The 15,593-nt window shown below is 38.9% G+C and carries 17 protein-coding genes; 15 read left to right on the top strand and 2 right to left on the bottom strand.

The features are described from left to right. Positions 1 to 193 precede the first annotated feature (193 nt). Genes AB1K81_RS09010 through AB1K81_RS08995 form a run of 4 tightly spaced genes read left to right on the top strand, consistent with a single transcriptional unit; the run spans position 194 to position 3,867 of the window. Positions 194 to 1,375, top strand: a complete 1,182-nt coding sequence (locus tag AB1K81_RS09010; protein ID WP_412976329.1) for a carboxylate--amine ligase — start codon at positions 194 to 196, stop codon at positions 1,373 to 1,375. Positions 1,376 to 1,387: 12 nt separating this feature from the next. After that, the gene (locus tag AB1K81_RS09005; protein WP_412976328.1) at positions 1,388 to 2,881 is read left to right on the top strand and encodes a Mur ligase family protein; all 1,494 of its coding nucleotides are present in this window, start codon (positions 1,388 to 1,390) and stop codon (positions 2,879 to 2,881) included. 38 nt (positions 2,882 to 2,919) lie between these two features. After that, a complete protein-coding gene (gene cuyB, locus AB1K81_RS09000) occupies positions 2,920 to 3,651 on the top strand; it encodes a cysteate racemase (protein WP_412976327.1) in 732 nt (243 codons plus the stop codon). Between the two features lie 12 nt (positions 3,652 to 3,663). Continuing rightward, positions 3,664 to 3,867 (top strand): hypothetical protein, encoded by a 204-nt coding sequence (locus AB1K81_RS08995; RefSeq protein ID WP_412976326.1) that lies wholly within the window; start codon positions 3,664 to 3,666, stop codon positions 3,865 to 3,867. 54 nt (positions 3,868 to 3,921) lie between these two features. Here AB1K81_RS08995 and AB1K81_RS08990 read toward each other — a convergent pair whose 3' ends face one another. Continuing rightward, positions 3,922 to 4,914, bottom strand: a complete 993-nt coding sequence (locus AB1K81_RS08990; RefSeq protein WP_412976325.1) for an NAD(P)/FAD-dependent oxidoreductase — start codon at positions 4,912 to 4,914, stop codon at positions 3,922 to 3,924. A 360-nt stretch (positions 4,915 to 5,274) separates the two neighbouring features. On the opposite strand from AB1K81_RS08990, the gene AB1K81_RS08985 reads away from it, so the two are divergent. After that, the gene (locus AB1K81_RS08985) at positions 5,275 to 5,691 is read left to right on the top strand and encodes a PaaI family thioesterase (RefSeq protein WP_412976324.1); all 417 of its coding nucleotides are present in this window, start codon (positions 5,275 to 5,277) and stop codon (positions 5,689 to 5,691) included. 93 nt (positions 5,692 to 5,784) lie between these two features. Here the strand turns inward: AB1K81_RS08985 and paaX are convergent, their stop codons facing one another. Continuing rightward, complete coding sequence (gene paaX / locus AB1K81_RS08980) at positions 5,785 to 6,618, bottom strand: phenylacetic acid degradation operon negative regulatory protein PaaX (RefSeq protein WP_412976842.1); 834 nt, start codon at positions 6,616 to 6,618, stop codon at positions 5,785 to 5,787. Between the two features lie 319 nt (positions 6,619 to 6,937). Between paaX and paaA the strand changes: the two genes are divergently transcribed. The 10 genes from paaA to AB1K81_RS08930 all read left to right on the top strand — a co-directional run bounded on the left by paaA (position 6,938) and on the right by AB1K81_RS08930 (position 15,480). Next, entirely contained in the window at positions 6,938 to 7,927 is a 990-nt protein-coding gene (paaA, locus tag AB1K81_RS08975) for a 1,2-phenylacetyl-CoA epoxidase subunit PaaA (RefSeq protein ID WP_412976323.1), read from the top strand. A gap of 18 nt (positions 7,928 to 7,945) precedes the next feature. After that, on the top strand, positions 7,946 to 8,299 hold the full coding sequence (gene paaB, locus AB1K81_RS08970) for a 1,2-phenylacetyl-CoA epoxidase subunit PaaB (protein ID WP_412976322.1): 354 nt from the start codon (positions 7,946 to 7,948) through the stop codon (positions 8,297 to 8,299). A gap of 2 nt (positions 8,300 to 8,301) precedes the next feature. After that, positions 8,302 to 9,117, top strand: a complete 816-nt coding sequence (gene paaC / locus AB1K81_RS08965; RefSeq protein WP_412976841.1) for a 1,2-phenylacetyl-CoA epoxidase subunit PaaC — start codon at positions 8,302 to 8,304, stop codon at positions 9,115 to 9,117. Positions 9,118 to 9,171: 54 nt separating this feature from the next. Next, complete coding sequence (gene paaD / locus AB1K81_RS08960; protein ID WP_412976321.1) at positions 9,172 to 9,678, top strand: 1,2-phenylacetyl-CoA epoxidase subunit PaaD; 507 nt, start codon at positions 9,172 to 9,174, stop codon at positions 9,676 to 9,678. Positions 9,679 to 9,689: 11 nt separating this feature from the next. Beyond that, positions 9,690 to 9,995 carry an EthD family reductase gene (locus AB1K81_RS08955; RefSeq protein WP_412976320.1) on the top strand — a complete coding sequence of 102 codons (306 nt, stop codon included), beginning with the start codon at positions 9,690 to 9,692 and terminating at the stop codon, positions 9,993 to 9,995. Further along, complete coding sequence (locus tag AB1K81_RS08950) at positions 9,988 to 10,758, top strand: enoyl-CoA hydratase/isomerase family protein (protein ID WP_412976319.1); 771 nt, start codon at positions 9,988 to 9,990, stop codon at positions 10,756 to 10,758. Before AB1K81_RS08955 ends, AB1K81_RS08950 begins: the two co-directional genes overlap by 8 nt. 4 nt (positions 10,759 to 10,762) lie before the next feature. Next, a complete protein-coding gene (locus AB1K81_RS08945; RefSeq protein ID WP_412976318.1) occupies positions 10,763 to 11,539 on the top strand; it encodes an enoyl-CoA hydratase/isomerase family protein in 777 nt (258 codons plus the stop codon). Between the two features lie 13 nt (positions 11,540 to 11,552). Then, positions 11,553 to 13,073, top strand: coding sequence for an aldehyde dehydrogenase family protein (locus tag AB1K81_RS08940; RefSeq protein WP_412976317.1), 1,521 nt, complete (start codon positions 11,553 to 11,555; stop codon positions 13,071 to 13,073). 335 nt (positions 13,074 to 13,408) lie between these two features. Continuing rightward, positions 13,409 to 14,284: a 3-hydroxyacyl-CoA dehydrogenase gene (locus AB1K81_RS08935; protein WP_412976316.1), complete on the top strand. Its 876-nt coding sequence runs from the start codon at positions 13,409 to 13,411 to the stop codon at positions 14,282 to 14,284. Next, complete coding sequence (locus AB1K81_RS08930; protein WP_412976315.1) at positions 14,281 to 15,480, top strand: thiolase family protein; 1,200 nt, start codon at positions 14,281 to 14,283, stop codon at positions 15,478 to 15,480. The genes AB1K81_RS08935 and AB1K81_RS08930 overlap by 4 nt, the downstream gene beginning before the upstream one ends. The last annotated feature ends 113 nt before the right edge of the window (positions 15,481 to 15,593 follow it).

Genomic DNA, 15,593 nt, shown 5'->3' with positions numbered 1-15,593 from the left:
AAAATTAATAGTTTTAAAAGTAAAGCGTAAATACTAGTGGAAATTCGCTCACATTGTAGATTGAAGTTAACTTTTTACAGGCGTATAATGGTGAGTATATAATGAGAGGAATACTCTTCATTGAAATAATCATAGCTAAATAAAAATACAAATAGATGAATAGGATATTAACACCCATATAGGAGTAGCGAATATGAATCATAAAGCAGTTATTTTAGGAAATAATTATTATATAGGACTAAGTGCGATAAGAAGTCTAGGTAAGGAAGGTGTGCATACGGTAGCGGCTGATTATTCAGAGGAAGATCGCTACGGTGCCGCATCGAAATATTGCTCGGAAAAAATACTATTACCACACTATAAAAAGGATACGGAAGGTTTTATTGAAGCGTTAATTGACTATGCGAAAAAGCAAGAAAGAAAGCCAGTTCTTATTCCGTGTCATGATACATATCTAGAGGTGATAGATGCTTATTTACATCGGATTAAGGAATATTATTTAATTCCACAAACAGAACAAGGTTTAGCAACAAAGGTAATGAATAAAGACACGTTACATGCCTTAGCGACAGAACATGGTGTCAAAGTGCCTGAGACAGTTAGGATCAATGAACCGAATTTCAAAGAACGAGTTGAAGAGGAAATCAAGTTTCCATGTTTAGTGAAACCTTTTGATTCACCGACCTTTGTATCGATATTTAGAAAGAAAATCTTTAAAGTTCATAATATGGAAGAGCTTGAGGAAGCACTGGAGAAAGCTAAATCAGCTAATCAGGAAGTGTTTGTACAACGAATAATCCCTGGTTTTGATGACCATATGTACACATTTGATGCTTATTTAAATCAAGATTCTAAAGTAACCCATTGGACGACTTGTCAGAAGTTACGTCAATACCCAATTAATTTTGGTGCTAGTGTATATACAATTCAAAAGTACACCCCTAAAATTTTCGAGATTGGCTCGAAGTTTTTAGAGGAAATTGGTTATAAAGGATTTGCTGAAATTGAGTTTAAGAAAGATGAAGAAACAGGTGAATTCTATTTAATTGAAATCAATGCTAGGATTACGAATTTTAATCATTTACTATATAAGGTTGGATTGAATTTCCCTTATATTACGTACCGGGAAATGATTGGAGAACCATTAGAACCAAAGGCCGTTACAGAAACGACCAATCGAGCATTTTGGTATGGCTATGAAGATATGTTAGCCGTGAAAGATTATGTGAAAACAAAACAACTGAAATCTTCAGAAGTGTTGAAATCACTATTTCGCCCGAAAGCTTATGCGATTTTTAGTTTTAGCGACCCTAAGCCAGCAATGTCATTTATGAAAACAAGGGTTGGAAAGCTATTCAACCGAAGGAAAGGATAGGAGGTAGTTTAGATGCAATTAACAGCATTACTAGATGCAATCGAAATCACAAATGGTAGGGAAGTTGAGCCATTAGAAATCCATAATGTCTCCTATCATTCTCAGAAGGTGCAAGAAGGAGATTTGTTCGTCTGTGTGAAAGGATATAAGACAGACGGTCATAAATACCTTGGAGACGCAGTGAAACGTGGTGCGGTTGCTGCTGTAGTAGAAGATGTTCAAGAAAATATCGATATTCCGCAATTTGTCGTGAAGAATAGTCGTGTAGCATTAGCTAGACTTGGTGCTCGTTTTTATCAAGATCCGTCATCTAAACTAAACATGATCGGAATTACGGCAACTAATGGAAAAACAACGACCACTTATATGACAAATGCAATTTTAGAAAATGAAGGCCGACGTACTGGGCTAATCGGAACCGTAATCGTGAAAAATGGTGATGAATCAATTCCAGCAGAGCTTACAACTCCTGAATCATTAGATTTACAGCGTTATTTACATGATATGGTTCAAAATGATGTAACCCATGTGACAATGGAAGTTTCTTCAGCTGCATTAGAATTATATCGTGTGGAAGGCGTAAAATATGACATCGTTTCGTTAAACAATATGAGTAAAGAACATATGGAGATGCATGGTACATTCGAACGGTATTTTGAAGTGAAATCTAGTTTAATTCGTGATGCATCTGAGGATAGTTTTGCAATTTTAAATTTAGATGATCAATATTCTGCATTATTAGTGGATAAAACAAAAGCTAAGGTAATTTCATTCGGAATTGAAAACAAGAATGGTTATATTCATTGTAAAAACCTAGACTTATCCACTGGTCGAGGTAAATTTACCGTAGAAATATTAAAGCCTTTTGAAGCAAATGGTATAACGTATGAGCCAAGTGAATTTGAAGTAGAGTTGGCTGTACCTGGCTTGCATTCTGTTTATAATGCAATGGTGGCTATTATTGCTGGGCTAATAAGTGGAGTCAGAATAAGTACGATTCAAAAAACATTAAAAGAGTTTACCGGGGTTCCACGCCGATTTGAATTTATTTATGAGCAAGACATTAAAGTAGTAGATGACCATTTCGCAAACCCAGGGAATATTAATGTTACGTTACAAACATTAGACTTTATGGATTATGAACAATTACAGCTTGTCTATGCTATCCGTGGACAAAGAGGAGCTACTATTAACCGTGAAAATGCCGAGGTTATTGTAGAATGGGCTGATAAGCTAAAAATTAAAGAAGTCATCGCAACAAGAAGTGTTTCCCATACTACTTCCAAAGATGAAGTAACAGATGATGAAGTAAAAGCATTTTTAGAAGTGATGGATAAAGCTAATATTACAGTTCATTTATATGATGAATTACCTGATGCGATTCACTTGGCACTATCTAATGCCAATAAAGGTGATTTAGTATTACTTGCAGGTTGCCAAGGTATGGATTATGGTGCTGGTATTGCATTAGAAGCATTAAATAAAGAAAATGTTGAAGTAAAATAACTTTCTAGTAACAGCAGAATACAAAGCAGGTGGATTGATTGAAACAGAAAAAGCTCGGAGTATTAGGTGGAATGGGACCTGCAGCAACGTCGCTTTTTTTTGAAAGAGTGATTGAAAATACAGTAGCTTCAAAGGACCAAGACCACATTGACATGGTTGTACTTAACCATGCCACGATTCCAGATCGGACAAGGGCCATACTGGAAGATAATAAAGAACCATTTTTACAGGCGGTTAAAAAAGATTTTGAGATATTTGAAGTAGCTGGAATAGATAATATTGCTATTCCGTGTAATACATCACATTATTTTATTGATGAAATGCAAGAAATGACCTCCATCAATATTATTAATATGATTGAAGAAACTGTAAGCTTCATCCGTACGCAATTCGGAAGTAATGCGAAAGTAGGAATTTTAGCGACTGATGGGACGATAAATACAGGTATATATCAGGAAGAATGTCATAAATATAATATGAAGGCTCATATTCCAAATGTGCATGACCAACAAAAAGTTATGCAGACGATTTATGACTTTAAAGCAGATAAACCGGTTGATGTATACGGATTTGAACAAATTATTGCTAATCTGATGGAGAATGAGAAATGTGATTGTGTCATTTTGGGATGTACAGAGCTTTCTTGTATAGATATCTCAGATCACTTAAGACCGTATTGTGTAGATGCAATGCAAGTATTAGTGAATGAATCCATAGTTCTCTCGGGAAAGAAAATAAAAAATCGAGCAGTAGTCTCTAATAAAGCGTAAGGGGGGAGATTCATGTTATCTAATAAAGAAGCATTTGATGAATTCTTACTCGAGTCTTTCAAAGATGGAAGAAGCATACGCGAATTAAGACTTTCCCAAGAAGAGGCAAATTACATTAAAATTAAAATTCCAAAAGTAAAGTTTCGGAAAATACAAGACTGCTTAAATACATCATCGAAGGAATGGTATGAAGTAGATACACGAGGTGTAAAATAAGAAGGGATTAGAGGATGTTTCGAAAGGTTACCCCTTATAGAAACATCCTCGTTTTTATTTAGCCGTAGAGAATAGATGCGTACTATGAACACTTAGTTTTGCTTTTGGATCTAGATAAGATTTTGCATGATTCACTGCAATTGTAGCTTCCCCAAATCCAGTAGCAATCAGCTTCGGTTTCCCTTCATAATAGCAAATATCTCCACAAGCATAGATTCCCGGAATATTCGTCTCCATTTTGCCGTTTACGATAACAGCTGTTTTAGTGGTATCTAATCCCCAAGATTTAATTGGACCAATATTGGTTATGAAACCATAATTAACAATAACCTCGTCTACCTCAATAGTCTTTCTATTATCCTCTTTGATTTTCTGTATCTTAACACGACTAATTTGACCAGCATCCCCAATAATCTCAGTAACTTCATAGGGAGTTTGAATCATGACAGTTGAATTTTTTAGCTGTGTTAGACTATGCTCATGTGCTCGGAACGCATCTCGGCGATGGACAATGGTGACGGAACTGGCAATATCTTCTAATGCAAGTGCCCAATCAACTGCAGAATCTCCGCCACCACATATTAATACTCTTTTATCACGAAAACTTTCCAAATTTTTCACAAAGTAGTGCAGTGTATTGTTTTCAAAAAGGTAAGCATTGTCCTGTTTTAATTTTCTAGGCTCAAATGCTCCGGCACCTGCAGATAGAATAATACTCTTAGACCAATGAGTGGCTTTAGATGTATGAATTTCAAAAGTGCCATCTTCTAATCGGATAATATCCTGTACTTGCTCATTTAAGCATAGTGTTGGTGAGAAGGTTAATGCTTGTTTATGAAGCTCTTTCACGAGGTCTTTCGCCTTAACTCCAGGAAATCCAGCAACATCATATATATACTTTTCCGGATATAAAGCTGCCAATTGTCCTCCCACCTCAGGCATACTGTCGATCATTTTTACACTAGCTTCCCGCATCCCAGCATAAAAAGCAGTGAATAAACCAATTGGCCCTGCACCGATTATGGTGATATCGACTATTTCTTCCATCTGTATGTCTCCCTTTTGATAAAATTATATCTTAAATTTCACGATTATTAATTATAACGTTATTTTTACGTTAATCAAAATATCGATATATAAATAATAAGAATATTATAAATAAAAGTCAATCATATTTCTGAAATTTTAAAAATAAAGCACCTTTCCATACATTTAACCTGTATTTTTGCGGTGTAACCGGTTAATAATACCCGTTTATCATAATAAATAGAATTCATATTAAGTTAATTGAATTTAGATTATATTGACAATGAATGATATAGAATTTAAACTTTAGTAAACGTTTATAAAACGGTTGTTAAATTATTGTTTTATGTTTAATTGTAAGGAAATAGAGGAGTGGGAATAATGAAATATTCAATTACAGACTTGCAACAAGTAGTAACTAACGGATTAACTCCTCCACCTTGTGATCTAACTATGCAGGTGAGAGTAGATTATGCAAAAGACGGTGTGGCTAAGGGTGTTTGGAAAGTCGATAAAAAATTTATAAATGGTTTAGGAGTTGTCATGGGTGGGTTTCTATCATCTGCAGCAGATATCCTAATGGCATATGCGATTGCTTCGAAACTAACTGATACACAAGGGTTTGTTTCTATTGATTTAGATACAACGTTCCATAGACCAGGTTTCGAGGGAGAAATAGAGGTAATAGCTAAAGTAGAAAAGATGGGGAGAACATTAGCGTATGTAGTAGCAGACCTCATACAGGATGAGAAAAAAGTTGCTACTTGTGTATCGTCGTTATTAGTACAACAAACATAATCTTATAAAAAAAACTGCACCCCAAGTTAGAAATATTCTAAATGGAGATGCAGTTTTATTCATTTAAAAATTATCCTGTTCAATCCTGTACTCCTATTTTTTCAAGCTTTCTTGTAATTTATCTATTTCCCCTTGCTCATAGACTTCCTTGAAAAATCGTCTAGCCGGATCGATTAACATTTTATAGTAATCCGTAAATAAGGAAGCAGCAGAGTCTCCTAACCATTTTTTCGGTAATAATTCTTGAGGCAGGTTCGGATCAATGAATAGAAATTTACGGTATTGATGAACTAAAAGTGCTGATTTAACAAAGCAACTCCCATCTGTAAGTTCACCTTTTTCGATTTTATTTTTGTCGATAACATATTTTTGACTATATTCTTGAATAAATGCTTGGTATTTATCATTCACCTCATCAAGATTCCAGCATTTTTGAACGAGTTCTTCTTCGTTATTCGTGCCGATATATGATGCATGGAAAAAGGATACATATTCATGAATATCGTATTTATCAATTAGAAGGTGGACCTGTTCTTCTAAAGGATTCGGTGTAATCCAACAACTATTAGACAATAAGCCAAAACCACTCCATACGAGTTCTTTTCTTAACTCATCACGCAGATGGCGTTTATTCTCTGGAATGGTGTAAACGAGTATGCGCCAGTTGCCATCCCAAGAAGGGTGCTCAGTTTTATATATCCTTTTAGACGCTTCTTCCATCCTTGCTTTACCACGTTTGGTCAGGGAATAGTAGCTTTTGTTTCCGATTTTTTCAGATTGTACCCATCCTTGCTTACTCATTCTGGAAATTGCTGCACGGACAGACTGTTCATTGTGCCCGAATTCTTCAAGCAATCGTATTAAACTTCCAATCCAAATGACGTTATCGTGATGTCTAATATAATCCCCGAAAAGAGTAAAAATCATTGACCTTGTATTAAATTGCTTCTCCAACTAAAACGTCCTCTCTTATGTACATTTCATATGTAATCTTCATTTGTTCAAATTTTAACAAAAATGGTGGGAAATGAATAGGTATTTCCGAGAACTTCGTCAAATAACAAATATAAAACGTTCTATAAAAATCTGTCATCTGCTAATTCAATGGAGATGGAATTTGTAATATAGAAAACCATTACAGCATATAGTGTCGGGTTAAATTATGAAAATTTAAAATTATCGTATTGTCATACATATGACACTTTGATATCATAACGTTAAAGATACGTTATGAAAGGGTGGTACGATGTATAACTATGTGGAAGATGGAGATTCCAAGACAACTGCTTATGTAGAGCACGATCAAGAGAAATACGATGCATTTATGACCCGAATTGAAGCAGGTGAAAAAATTGAAGCAGATGACTGGATGCCTGCTGATTATCGTCAGGCACTGATTAAGCTTATTTCCATGCATGGCATTAGCGAAATTATGGGGGCACTACCAGAAAAAGAGTGGGTTCCAAAGGCTCCAACTTTGAAAAGAAAGCTTGGCATTATGGCTAAAGTTCAAGATGAAATGGGGCATGGCCAATTATTATTGCGTGTTGCGGAAGATTTAATGAAACCTTACGAGAAGACACGAGAAGACTTAATGGAAGATTTATTAAATGGTGATTTAAAGTTTCATAATGTATTTCATATGCCGACGAAAACGTGGGCTGATGCTGGTATGGTTGGCTGGCTAGTTGATGGGGCAGCGATCATGTCACAAACGAATATGTTAGATGCTTCCTATGGTCCATACCAACGGGCATTACAACGCATCTGTCAGGAAGAAGTTTTTCATGCACAGCATGGTGAATCCATTATTATGGCACTGGCTGAAGGGAACGAATACCAACGTAGTATTTTACAAGAATCACTGAACCGTTGGTGGCCAGCACTTCTGATGTTCTTTGGACCAGCTTCTGCTGAAACAACAGGGTCCTCCAAACAAGACATCATGATTAAATACAAGATTCGTAAGAGTACGAATGAGGAATTACGCCAAGCATTTTTATCAAAATATTTACCAAGAGTATTTTCACTTGGGTTAACAGTTCCGGATGACACGATTCACTATGATGAAAAAGAAGAAAAATGGGTGTATAAACAGCCTGACTGGGATGAATTCAAGCAAATTATTCGCAACAAAGGGCCGAAATCAAAAGAGCGCCTGCGCCTAAGGGAGATTGCATACAGCAATAACCGCTGGGTACGTCAAGCACTTAGAGAGGAACCTGTCACGGTGTAACTGGGGGGAGGAATGTAAATGACTAAGGAATCCGATTTTTATCAGGTTTATGAAGTGTTTAGTAGAAGAGGCAATAAAGCACCAATGCAACACCAATTTAGTTTATTAGCTCCAAATAGAGAAATGGCCATGATGATGGCACAGGAAAACTTCATGCGACGGGAAGATGTTGTGGATATTTGGGTCGTGAAACAAAGTGATATCCGAAAAATGAGCAGTGAAGAAAGACAGAGTATAACTAAACGTTTGGACAATAAGGAGTATCGTACAACGAAGGGATATGGCTATCTTCGGCAAAAGTGGAAGGAGAAAGAGCAAGGCATGTTAGATGAGAAAGAAATCATGTCTTGGAAAGAGGTGAAGAAAAAGTGAGCATGATAATCGAAACACCAGAACAAGCAAAACAAGATGCTTCATATTATCAAGCTTTAAGAGAGCTATTATTTCAGCTAGCAGATGATGACTTTCTAATCTCCTTTAGAGGATCAGAGTGGCTAGGGTTAGCACCACATATTGAAGAAGATGTTGCTTATTCCTCCATCACACAAAATACGATGGGGCACGCGGTCATGTACTATAACCTGTTAGAAGATTTAGGCGAAGGAAATGCAGATATTTTAGCACATGATCGTAAACCAGAAGAACGCCGTAATGGGTGTTACTTGGAAAAACGCAATGGTGAAGGGAAGTATTTAGAAGAGCCATATTATGACTGGGCATTAGCAGTAGTAAGGAATTACTTCTATGAAACTTTCAAAAAGATTAAATTGGAAGCGATTGCAAACAGCTCCTATCTACCACTTGCTCATGTAGCAAGAAAAGTGTTAATGGAGCATCCATATCACTTGGCACATTGGAAGATTTGGATGAGCCAGCTTCAGAACGCAACTGTTGAAGCAAAGAAACGGATTCAGGATCGTGTGGAAGAAGCTTGGGATGAATTTGCCGATGTACTAGAGCTAGGTTCCTTATCATCAGATATGAAAAAATATCAATTAATTGCAATAGGTGAAAAGGATATGAAGGATAGGTGGATTAAGGAAGTAGAAGAAGTTCTAGTGGAAATGCCAAAACGACCACTTGGAAAGAAATATGGAAATGGTCGAAACAAAGAGCATACGGCCGATTTAGAGCAGGCACTTGATACATTGGCAGAAGTATATAACAGTGATAAAACTGCAACTTGGTAATAAGCATTACTTGGACATGAAAGGAATAAATATGAAGGAGAGGAGGAGAGACGTTTGAAAGAGATTACTAGATTAGAAGAAACTTATGCCGTGCTCAAAACTGTCGATGACCCGGAACTCCCTTCTGTGAGTGTGTATGATTTAGGGATGATACACGGTATAACGATTGATGAAAGTCATGTGGAAATTAAAATGGTTCCAACGTTTGCGGGATGTCCGGCATTAGATTTTATCGAGGGTAAAGTAAAAAGGGCAGTTGAAGAACTGGATTGGGTTACAGAATGTAAGGTGAAATTTACGATGGAGCATCAATGGTCAACAGATGCTATTACAGATAAAGGGAAAGAGGAGCTAAAGAAGCACGGGATTGCACCACCTCCTGAAAATTACCGCCCAGGTGATGAATGGACAGTGAACTGCCCGTACTGTGACTCTGACTACACTTCGATGGAGAATGTATTCGGGCCAACGGCATGCAGGAGCATTTTATATTGTAGTGCTTGCAGGAATCCTTTTGAGGCAATGAAACCAGTGGTAAAACCACTTCATACTAATTATTAGGAGGAAAAAGAATGGTAAAACTTATTGCATTATACAAGCAGCCAGCAGATAAGGAAAAGTTTGATGAACATTACTTCAACACCCATGCACCAATCACAAGTAAAATTCCAGGATTAAGGAAAATGGAGGTTACGAGAATAGTAGGTTCCCCAATGGGAGAAAGCGAGTATTACCTTTTGTGTGAAATGTATTATGACGACCATGAGTCCCTACAAAAGGCTATGAGAACGGATGAAGGGAAGGCTTCGGGTAGAGATGTCATGAAATTTGCGGGCGATATTGTCACGCTTATGATTGGTGAAGAGGTACATGAATAAATTTATCAACGTTTATTCGGAAGATGGCGTCGGTATCATTCAACTAGACCGCCCAAAGGTGTTAAATGCCTTGAACAGGCAGATGGTGGATGAAATTGTCTCCCAGTTAGAAAGCTTTGATCGTAATGATTCGGTTCGAGTAATCGTCTTGAAGGGGAATGAAAGGGCGTTTGCAGCAGGTGCGGATATTGAAGAAATGATGAACGAAACACCGCTTTCGCTAGAGCTCTTAAATCCATTTGCTGAATGGGACAAAATAAGTTTAATCAAAAAACCGATACTTGCTGCAGTTAATGGCTTTGCACTAGGCGGTGGCTTTGAACTAGCCCTACATTGTGATTTAATCATAGCCAGTGAAGATGCCAAGTTTGGTTTTCCAGAAGTGAAGCTAGGTGTCCTACCGGGGGCAGGAGGAACTCAGTTTTTAACAAGGGCGATGGGTGTTAGGAAGGCATTGGAATGGATATGGCTAGGGGAACAAATGACGGCAAGAGAAGCTTTACATTATGGTGTAATTAACCGTATTGTTGCACCGGAACTAGTTGTAGAGGAAACGATGCGACTTGCTCACCAACTGACGAAGCAGGCCCCAATTGCTATACGACTAATTAAAGAAGCGGTGCATGCAGCAGCGGATGTAACGCTGCAAGAGGGGAAAATATTAGAACGGAAAAACTTTTATCTCGCCTTTTCCTCAGAAGACCAAAAAGAAGGAATGTGTGCATTTACCGAAAAGCGCACTCCTTCGTTTAAAGGGAAGTGATCGTATGGTCTTTAAAACAATTGTATATGAGAAAAATACCCATGTGGCAACCATAACTCTTAATCGCCCTACAGCTTATAATGCGTTTACGGAACAGATGAATCAGGAGATTGGCAAAGCATTAAAACAGGCTGCAAAAGATGATGAAGTGAAATGCATTGTCATAACTGGGAGTGGGAAAGCATTTTGTTCGGGCCAGGATTTAGCTGGAGTGGATGAAAATACGAACCATGCACAATTCTTAAGAGAACGATATCATCCGATGCTAAAAACACTTAAGGAAACACTAAAGCCTGTTATTGCAGCAATGAATGGGACTGCCGCTGGTGCAGGGATGAGTTTGGCATTTGCCTGTGATTTTCGAGTGATGAAAAGTACGGCAAAATTGGTTAGTGCTTTTATGAATATCGGGTTAGTGCCGGATTCAGGCTTCCTTTATATGCTACCTCGCATAGTTGGTTATGCCAAAGCATTAGAAATCGCTACACTAGGAAAACCAATGAATGCTGAAGAAGCTATGGGACTTGGATTAGTTACAAAAGTAGTGGACGAGGGAGAATGGGACGTGGAAGTAGAGAAATTTGCTTTACAGATAGCAAGTCTTCCAACGAAAGCATTTTCCCAAATTAAACGATATATGCTCGATAGTATGCACACAAACTATGAAACTTTCTTAGAACAAGAAGCCTTTGCCCAAAGAATTGCGGGCTTATCACAGGACCACCAAGAAGGACTCCAAGCGTTTATCGAAAAACGAAAACCCAATTTTGTAGGGAAATAAGGAGGAGAACGAAATGGAACAAGTAGTATCCGATAAAATTGCATCGGTAGGAGAAATGAAACGAAGTCATTATGGGATGATTATTAATGGTGAACGAGTAGAAAGTGTATCAGGTGAAGTGTTTGAAACGTATGATCCGGCAAAAGGGGAAGTAATTGCTACTATAGCAAAAGCCCAAATTGAAGATGCAGAAAGAGCAGTTCAAGCTGCTAGAAATTCCTTTGATAATGGGAAGTGGCGTAAATATCCAGTAGGTAGACGTGCTCGTGTACTAAATAAAATTGCCGAGATTATGCAGAGTCGTTTTAATGAATTAGTTGAACTAGAAGTGCTAAATAGTGGAAAAGCGCTTGGTGCTGCCCAAGTCCAAATAAATCAAGCAATAGAAGACTTTGAATTTTATGCAGGGGCAATTGTTGGACATAGAGGAACGGTAAACAATATGCCGAACGGATTTTTTAATTATACACATAAAGAGCCGGTTGGAGTATGTGCCCAAATTATTCCGTGGAATTACCCAATGATGATGGCAGCTTGGAAGATTGCGCCTGCGATTGCTGCCGGTTGTTCGGTTGTTGTAAAACCAGCAAGCTTAACACCGATAACAGCACTAATTTTAAATGAAATCTGTCACGAGGCAGGTGTTCCAGAAGGAGTGGTAAACACCATTCCTGGTGCTGGGCAAGTTGTTGGGGATTACTTAGTTACCCATAAAGATGTTAATAAGGTGGCATTTACTGGTTCAACACCAACTGGTCGAGACATTATGGAGAAGGCGTCTAGTACGCTGAAGCGTTTGACACTGGAGTTAGGTGGGAAGTCACCGAGCATTATTTTTGAAGATGCAGATTTAGAAGCGGCTGTTGCAGGATCCTTATTTGGGATTTTCTTCAATACAGGTCAGTCTTGTGAAGCGAGATCACGACTTTTTGTCCATGAAGATATATATGATGAATTTATGGATCAGTTCGTGGCAAGAACACAGAAGTTAAAGCTAGGTGATCCATTTGATAAAGGAACTCATGTTGGGTCTATCATTAGCCGAGGTCAGTTAGAAACGATTGATTCTTATGTGCAATCTGCTCGTGAAGATGGTGCGACAATTTTAACTGGTGGAAAAGAACTGAAAATAGAAGGCTTTGAAAATGGCTATTGGTATGAGCCGACTATTATTGCCGATGTTACACCAGATATGAAGGTTGTTCGCGAAGAAATTTTTGGGCCGGTTGTTGTGGTAGAGAAATTCTCTGATGAACGTGAAGTAATTAAGCGGGCAAATGATACGGAGTACGGCTTAGGATCTGCAGTTTGGACAACAAACCAAGCAAGAGCAACTCGTGTAGCTCACCAAATTCAGGCAGGGATTGTCATGATTAACAGCCCATTCTCCGCCTTCCCAGGAACCCCATTCGGCGGCTACAAACAATCCGGATTCGGCAGAGAACTAACCGTTGAAACATTAGATTTATACATGGAAGACAAAAGCGTCCTAGCTTATTACGGACCAAAACCAATTAATCCGTTTGGAGTGTAAAGATAGATTCCTTGCCGAATCCGCTGTCCGAACACACTCAGCTTTTACTTCCAGCACAGGGGCGACATCTGCTCGAAACTACCTCGCAGTGTCTACCTTGCCGCGGACGGCTGGCGAGCCAGGCTACTACTTGAGTAAACTTCTTTGCTGCCTTGCCCCGAGGAAGCATGCAGCGTAGCGTTACTTGCAGACGCAGGGGCATCTTGCGGGGTCTCACCTAGGCCTATCCTCCCGCAGGAGTCTCCGTGTGTTCGGACAGCTCAGAGAATTACCAAAAGCATATCTCCATGTAAAGATATCTTTTAGAAGGATCTAAAAGAAAGGAATGCTTACTGATGACGATCGAAAAAATAACCGTCGTTGGAGCTGGTGTGATGGGGCGGGGCATAGCCTATGTCTCTGCCCTTGCCGGCTTTCAAACGACATTAGTAGATATATCCGAGCAACAACTAAAAAATGCCCTAACCGAATTACACCACCTAGCAGAAAAAGCAGTTGACCGAAACAAACTAACTGCTCAAGCAGTAACCAATGTATTTAACCATTTACATACCTCACTAGAATTAGCTACTGCAGTACGTGATACCCATTTTGTAATCGAAGCAGTCCCTGAAAAACGCGAATTAAAAAAGCATGTGTTAGAAACAGTCGATACCCATGCACCTAACCATATCGTGATTGCATCCAATACATCTACGATTAGCCCAACCGAATTAGGATCCTATACGAAGAGGCCAGAACAAGTAGCCGCAATGCACTTTTTTAATCCAGTTCATCGAATGAAACTTGTTGAAATAGTAAAGGGGCTAGAAACAAATAGTGAATCCATCCAAGTCATTCGCGAGGTAGCAGAAAAAATGAATAAAGATACGGTGGAAGTAAATGAGTTTCCAGGATTTGTGACAAGCAGAATTAGCGCCATGGTTGGTAATGAAGCATTTTATATGCTTCAAGAAGGGGTTGCTAGTGCGGAGGATATTGATAAAGCGATTAGACTGGGTCTGAATTACCCAATGGGGCCACTTGAGCTTGGCGACCTCGTTGGGCTTGATACGCGGTTAAATAACCTAAAATACTTGCATGAAACGTTAGGAGAAAAATTCCGACCAGCCCCTTTATTAGAGCAATATGTGAAAGCAGGAAGGCTTGGTCGAAAAACAGGACGTGGGGTCTATGACTATTCTAAAGATGGCGAGATGATTAAAAAATGAGAGACGTTGTAATTGTCGATGCATTAAGAACGCCTATTGGTAAATATAAAGGTGTATTAAAGAATATCCGCCCAGACGACTTAGGTGCGATAGCTATCAAATCATTGTTAGATAGAAATCCTTCCTTACCTCCAAATGAAATTGAAGAGGTTGTGTTAGGAAACGCGAACCAAGCTGGCGAGGATAATCGAAATGTAGCAAGAATGTCTGCATTACTTGCAGGACTTCCGGTCGAGGTTTCTGGGACAACGATCAATCGTCTATGTGGGTCAGGGTTAGATGCGGTCATGTATGCGGTAAGAGCGATAGCGGTAGGTGAAGGTGACTGCTTCATTGCGGGTGGTACGGAAAGCATGACGCGGGCACCATTTGTTATGCCGAAACCAGATAAAGATTTTCCTAGAGGAAATTTGGAACTCTATGACACTACGATCGGCTGGCGATTCATTAATTCAAAACTAGAGGAAATGTATGGCACCGATTCCATGCCGCAAACTGCTGAAAATGTAGCAAAGCACTACGGGGTTAGTAGAGAGGAACAAGATCAGTTTGCCTATCAAAGTCAGATGCGTGCGAAAAAAGCGATAGAGGAAAATAAATTCTCCCGTGAACTAGTGCCGGTTGTCTACTATGACCGGAAAGGGAAGGAAATACGGATTGATCATGATGAACATCCGCGTCTGGATACTTCGCTAGAAAAGTTAGGAAAACTAAAGCCATTATTTGCGAATGGAACGATAACTGCAGGAAATGCCTCCGGAGTCAATGACGGTGCATCTGCACTTTTATTAATGAGTGCGGATAAAGCGAAGGAACTAGGTCTTAAACCACTAGCTCGGTATGTGGTAGGAGCAACAGCAGGGCTTGAGCCAGCCATCATGGGGCTAGGTCCAATCTACTCTTCGAGAAAAGCGTTAACCCGTGCAGGGCTATCTATTCAAGACATTGGTTTAGTAGAACTAAACGAAGCATTTGCCTCTCAATCTATTGAATGCATCCGTCAATTAGAACTTGATTCAAAGATTGTGAATGTAAATGGTGGAGCAATCGCCTTTGGCCATCCACTTGGAGCTAGTGGTGCAAGGATATTAACGACACTAGTTCATGAAATGAAGCGAAGGAATGTTCAGTATGGGTTAGCGACGATGTGTATTGGGGTTGGGCAGGGAATTTCGGTGATTGTAGAGGGGATGTAGTCTATTTACTGGTGTAGCTGTCAACTGAAATGAGAAGACGATCAACCTGAATTATGCTACACCAACAGTTCGCAGCCAATACCAACGAGAAAAACCACACCTAAAGAAAGGAG

The sequence above is a fragment of the Ornithinibacillus jepli genome, from assembly GCF_047228935.1.
GTDB lineage: Bacteria > Bacillota > Bacilli > Bacillales > Amphibacillaceae > Ornithinibacillus.
Note: the sequence above shows the minus strand (reverse complement) of the source record. Positions and strands in the feature narration are given on the sequence as shown.

Coding starts and splice junctions, on each gene's coding strand:
- paaB (WP_412976322.1), top strand. CDS start 7,946: ATGACTAAGGAATCCGATTTTTATCAGGTTTATGAAGTGTTTAGTAGA.
- AB1K81_RS08945 (WP_412976318.1), top strand. CDS start 10,763: ATGGTCTTTAAAACAATTGTATATGAGAAAAATACCCATGTGGCAACC.
- AB1K81_RS08955 (WP_412976320.1), top strand. CDS start 9,690: ATGGTAAAACTTATTGCATTATACAAGCAGCCAGCAGATAAGGAAAAG.
- AB1K81_RS08935 (WP_412976316.1), top strand. CDS start 13,409: ATGACGATCGAAAAAATAACCGTCGTTGGAGCTGGTGTGATGGGGCGG.
- AB1K81_RS08990 (WP_412976325.1), bottom strand. CDS start 4,914: ATGGAAGAAATAGTCGATATCACCATAATCGGTGCAGGGCCAATTGGT.
- AB1K81_RS08995 (WP_412976326.1), top strand. CDS start 3,664: ATGTTATCTAATAAAGAAGCATTTGATGAATTCTTACTCGAGTCTTTC.
- paaC (WP_412976841.1), top strand. CDS start 8,302: ATGATAATCGAAACACCAGAACAAGCAAAACAAGATGCTTCATATTAT.
- AB1K81_RS09010 (WP_412976329.1), top strand. CDS start 194: ATGAATCATAAAGCAGTTATTTTAGGAAATAATTATTATATAGGACTA.
- AB1K81_RS08950 (WP_412976319.1), top strand. CDS start 9,988: ATGAATAAATTTATCAACGTTTATTCGGAAGATGGCGTCGGTATCATT.
- paaX (WP_412976842.1), bottom strand. CDS start 6,618: ATGATTTTTACTCTTTTCGGGGATTATATTAGACATCACGATAACGTC.
- AB1K81_RS08985 (WP_412976324.1), top strand. CDS start 5,275: ATGAAATATTCAATTACAGACTTGCAACAAGTAGTAACTAACGGATTA.
- paaA (WP_412976323.1), top strand. CDS start 6,938: ATGTATAACTATGTGGAAGATGGAGATTCCAAGACAACTGCTTATGTA.
- AB1K81_RS08940 (WP_412976317.1), top strand. CDS start 11,553: ATGGAACAAGTAGTATCCGATAAAATTGCATCGGTAGGAGAAATGAAA.
- AB1K81_RS09005 (WP_412976328.1), top strand. CDS start 1,388: ATGCAATTAACAGCATTACTAGATGCAATCGAAATCACAAATGGTAGG.
- AB1K81_RS08930 (WP_412976315.1), top strand. CDS start 14,281: ATGAGAGACGTTGTAATTGTCGATGCATTAAGAACGCCTATTGGTAAA.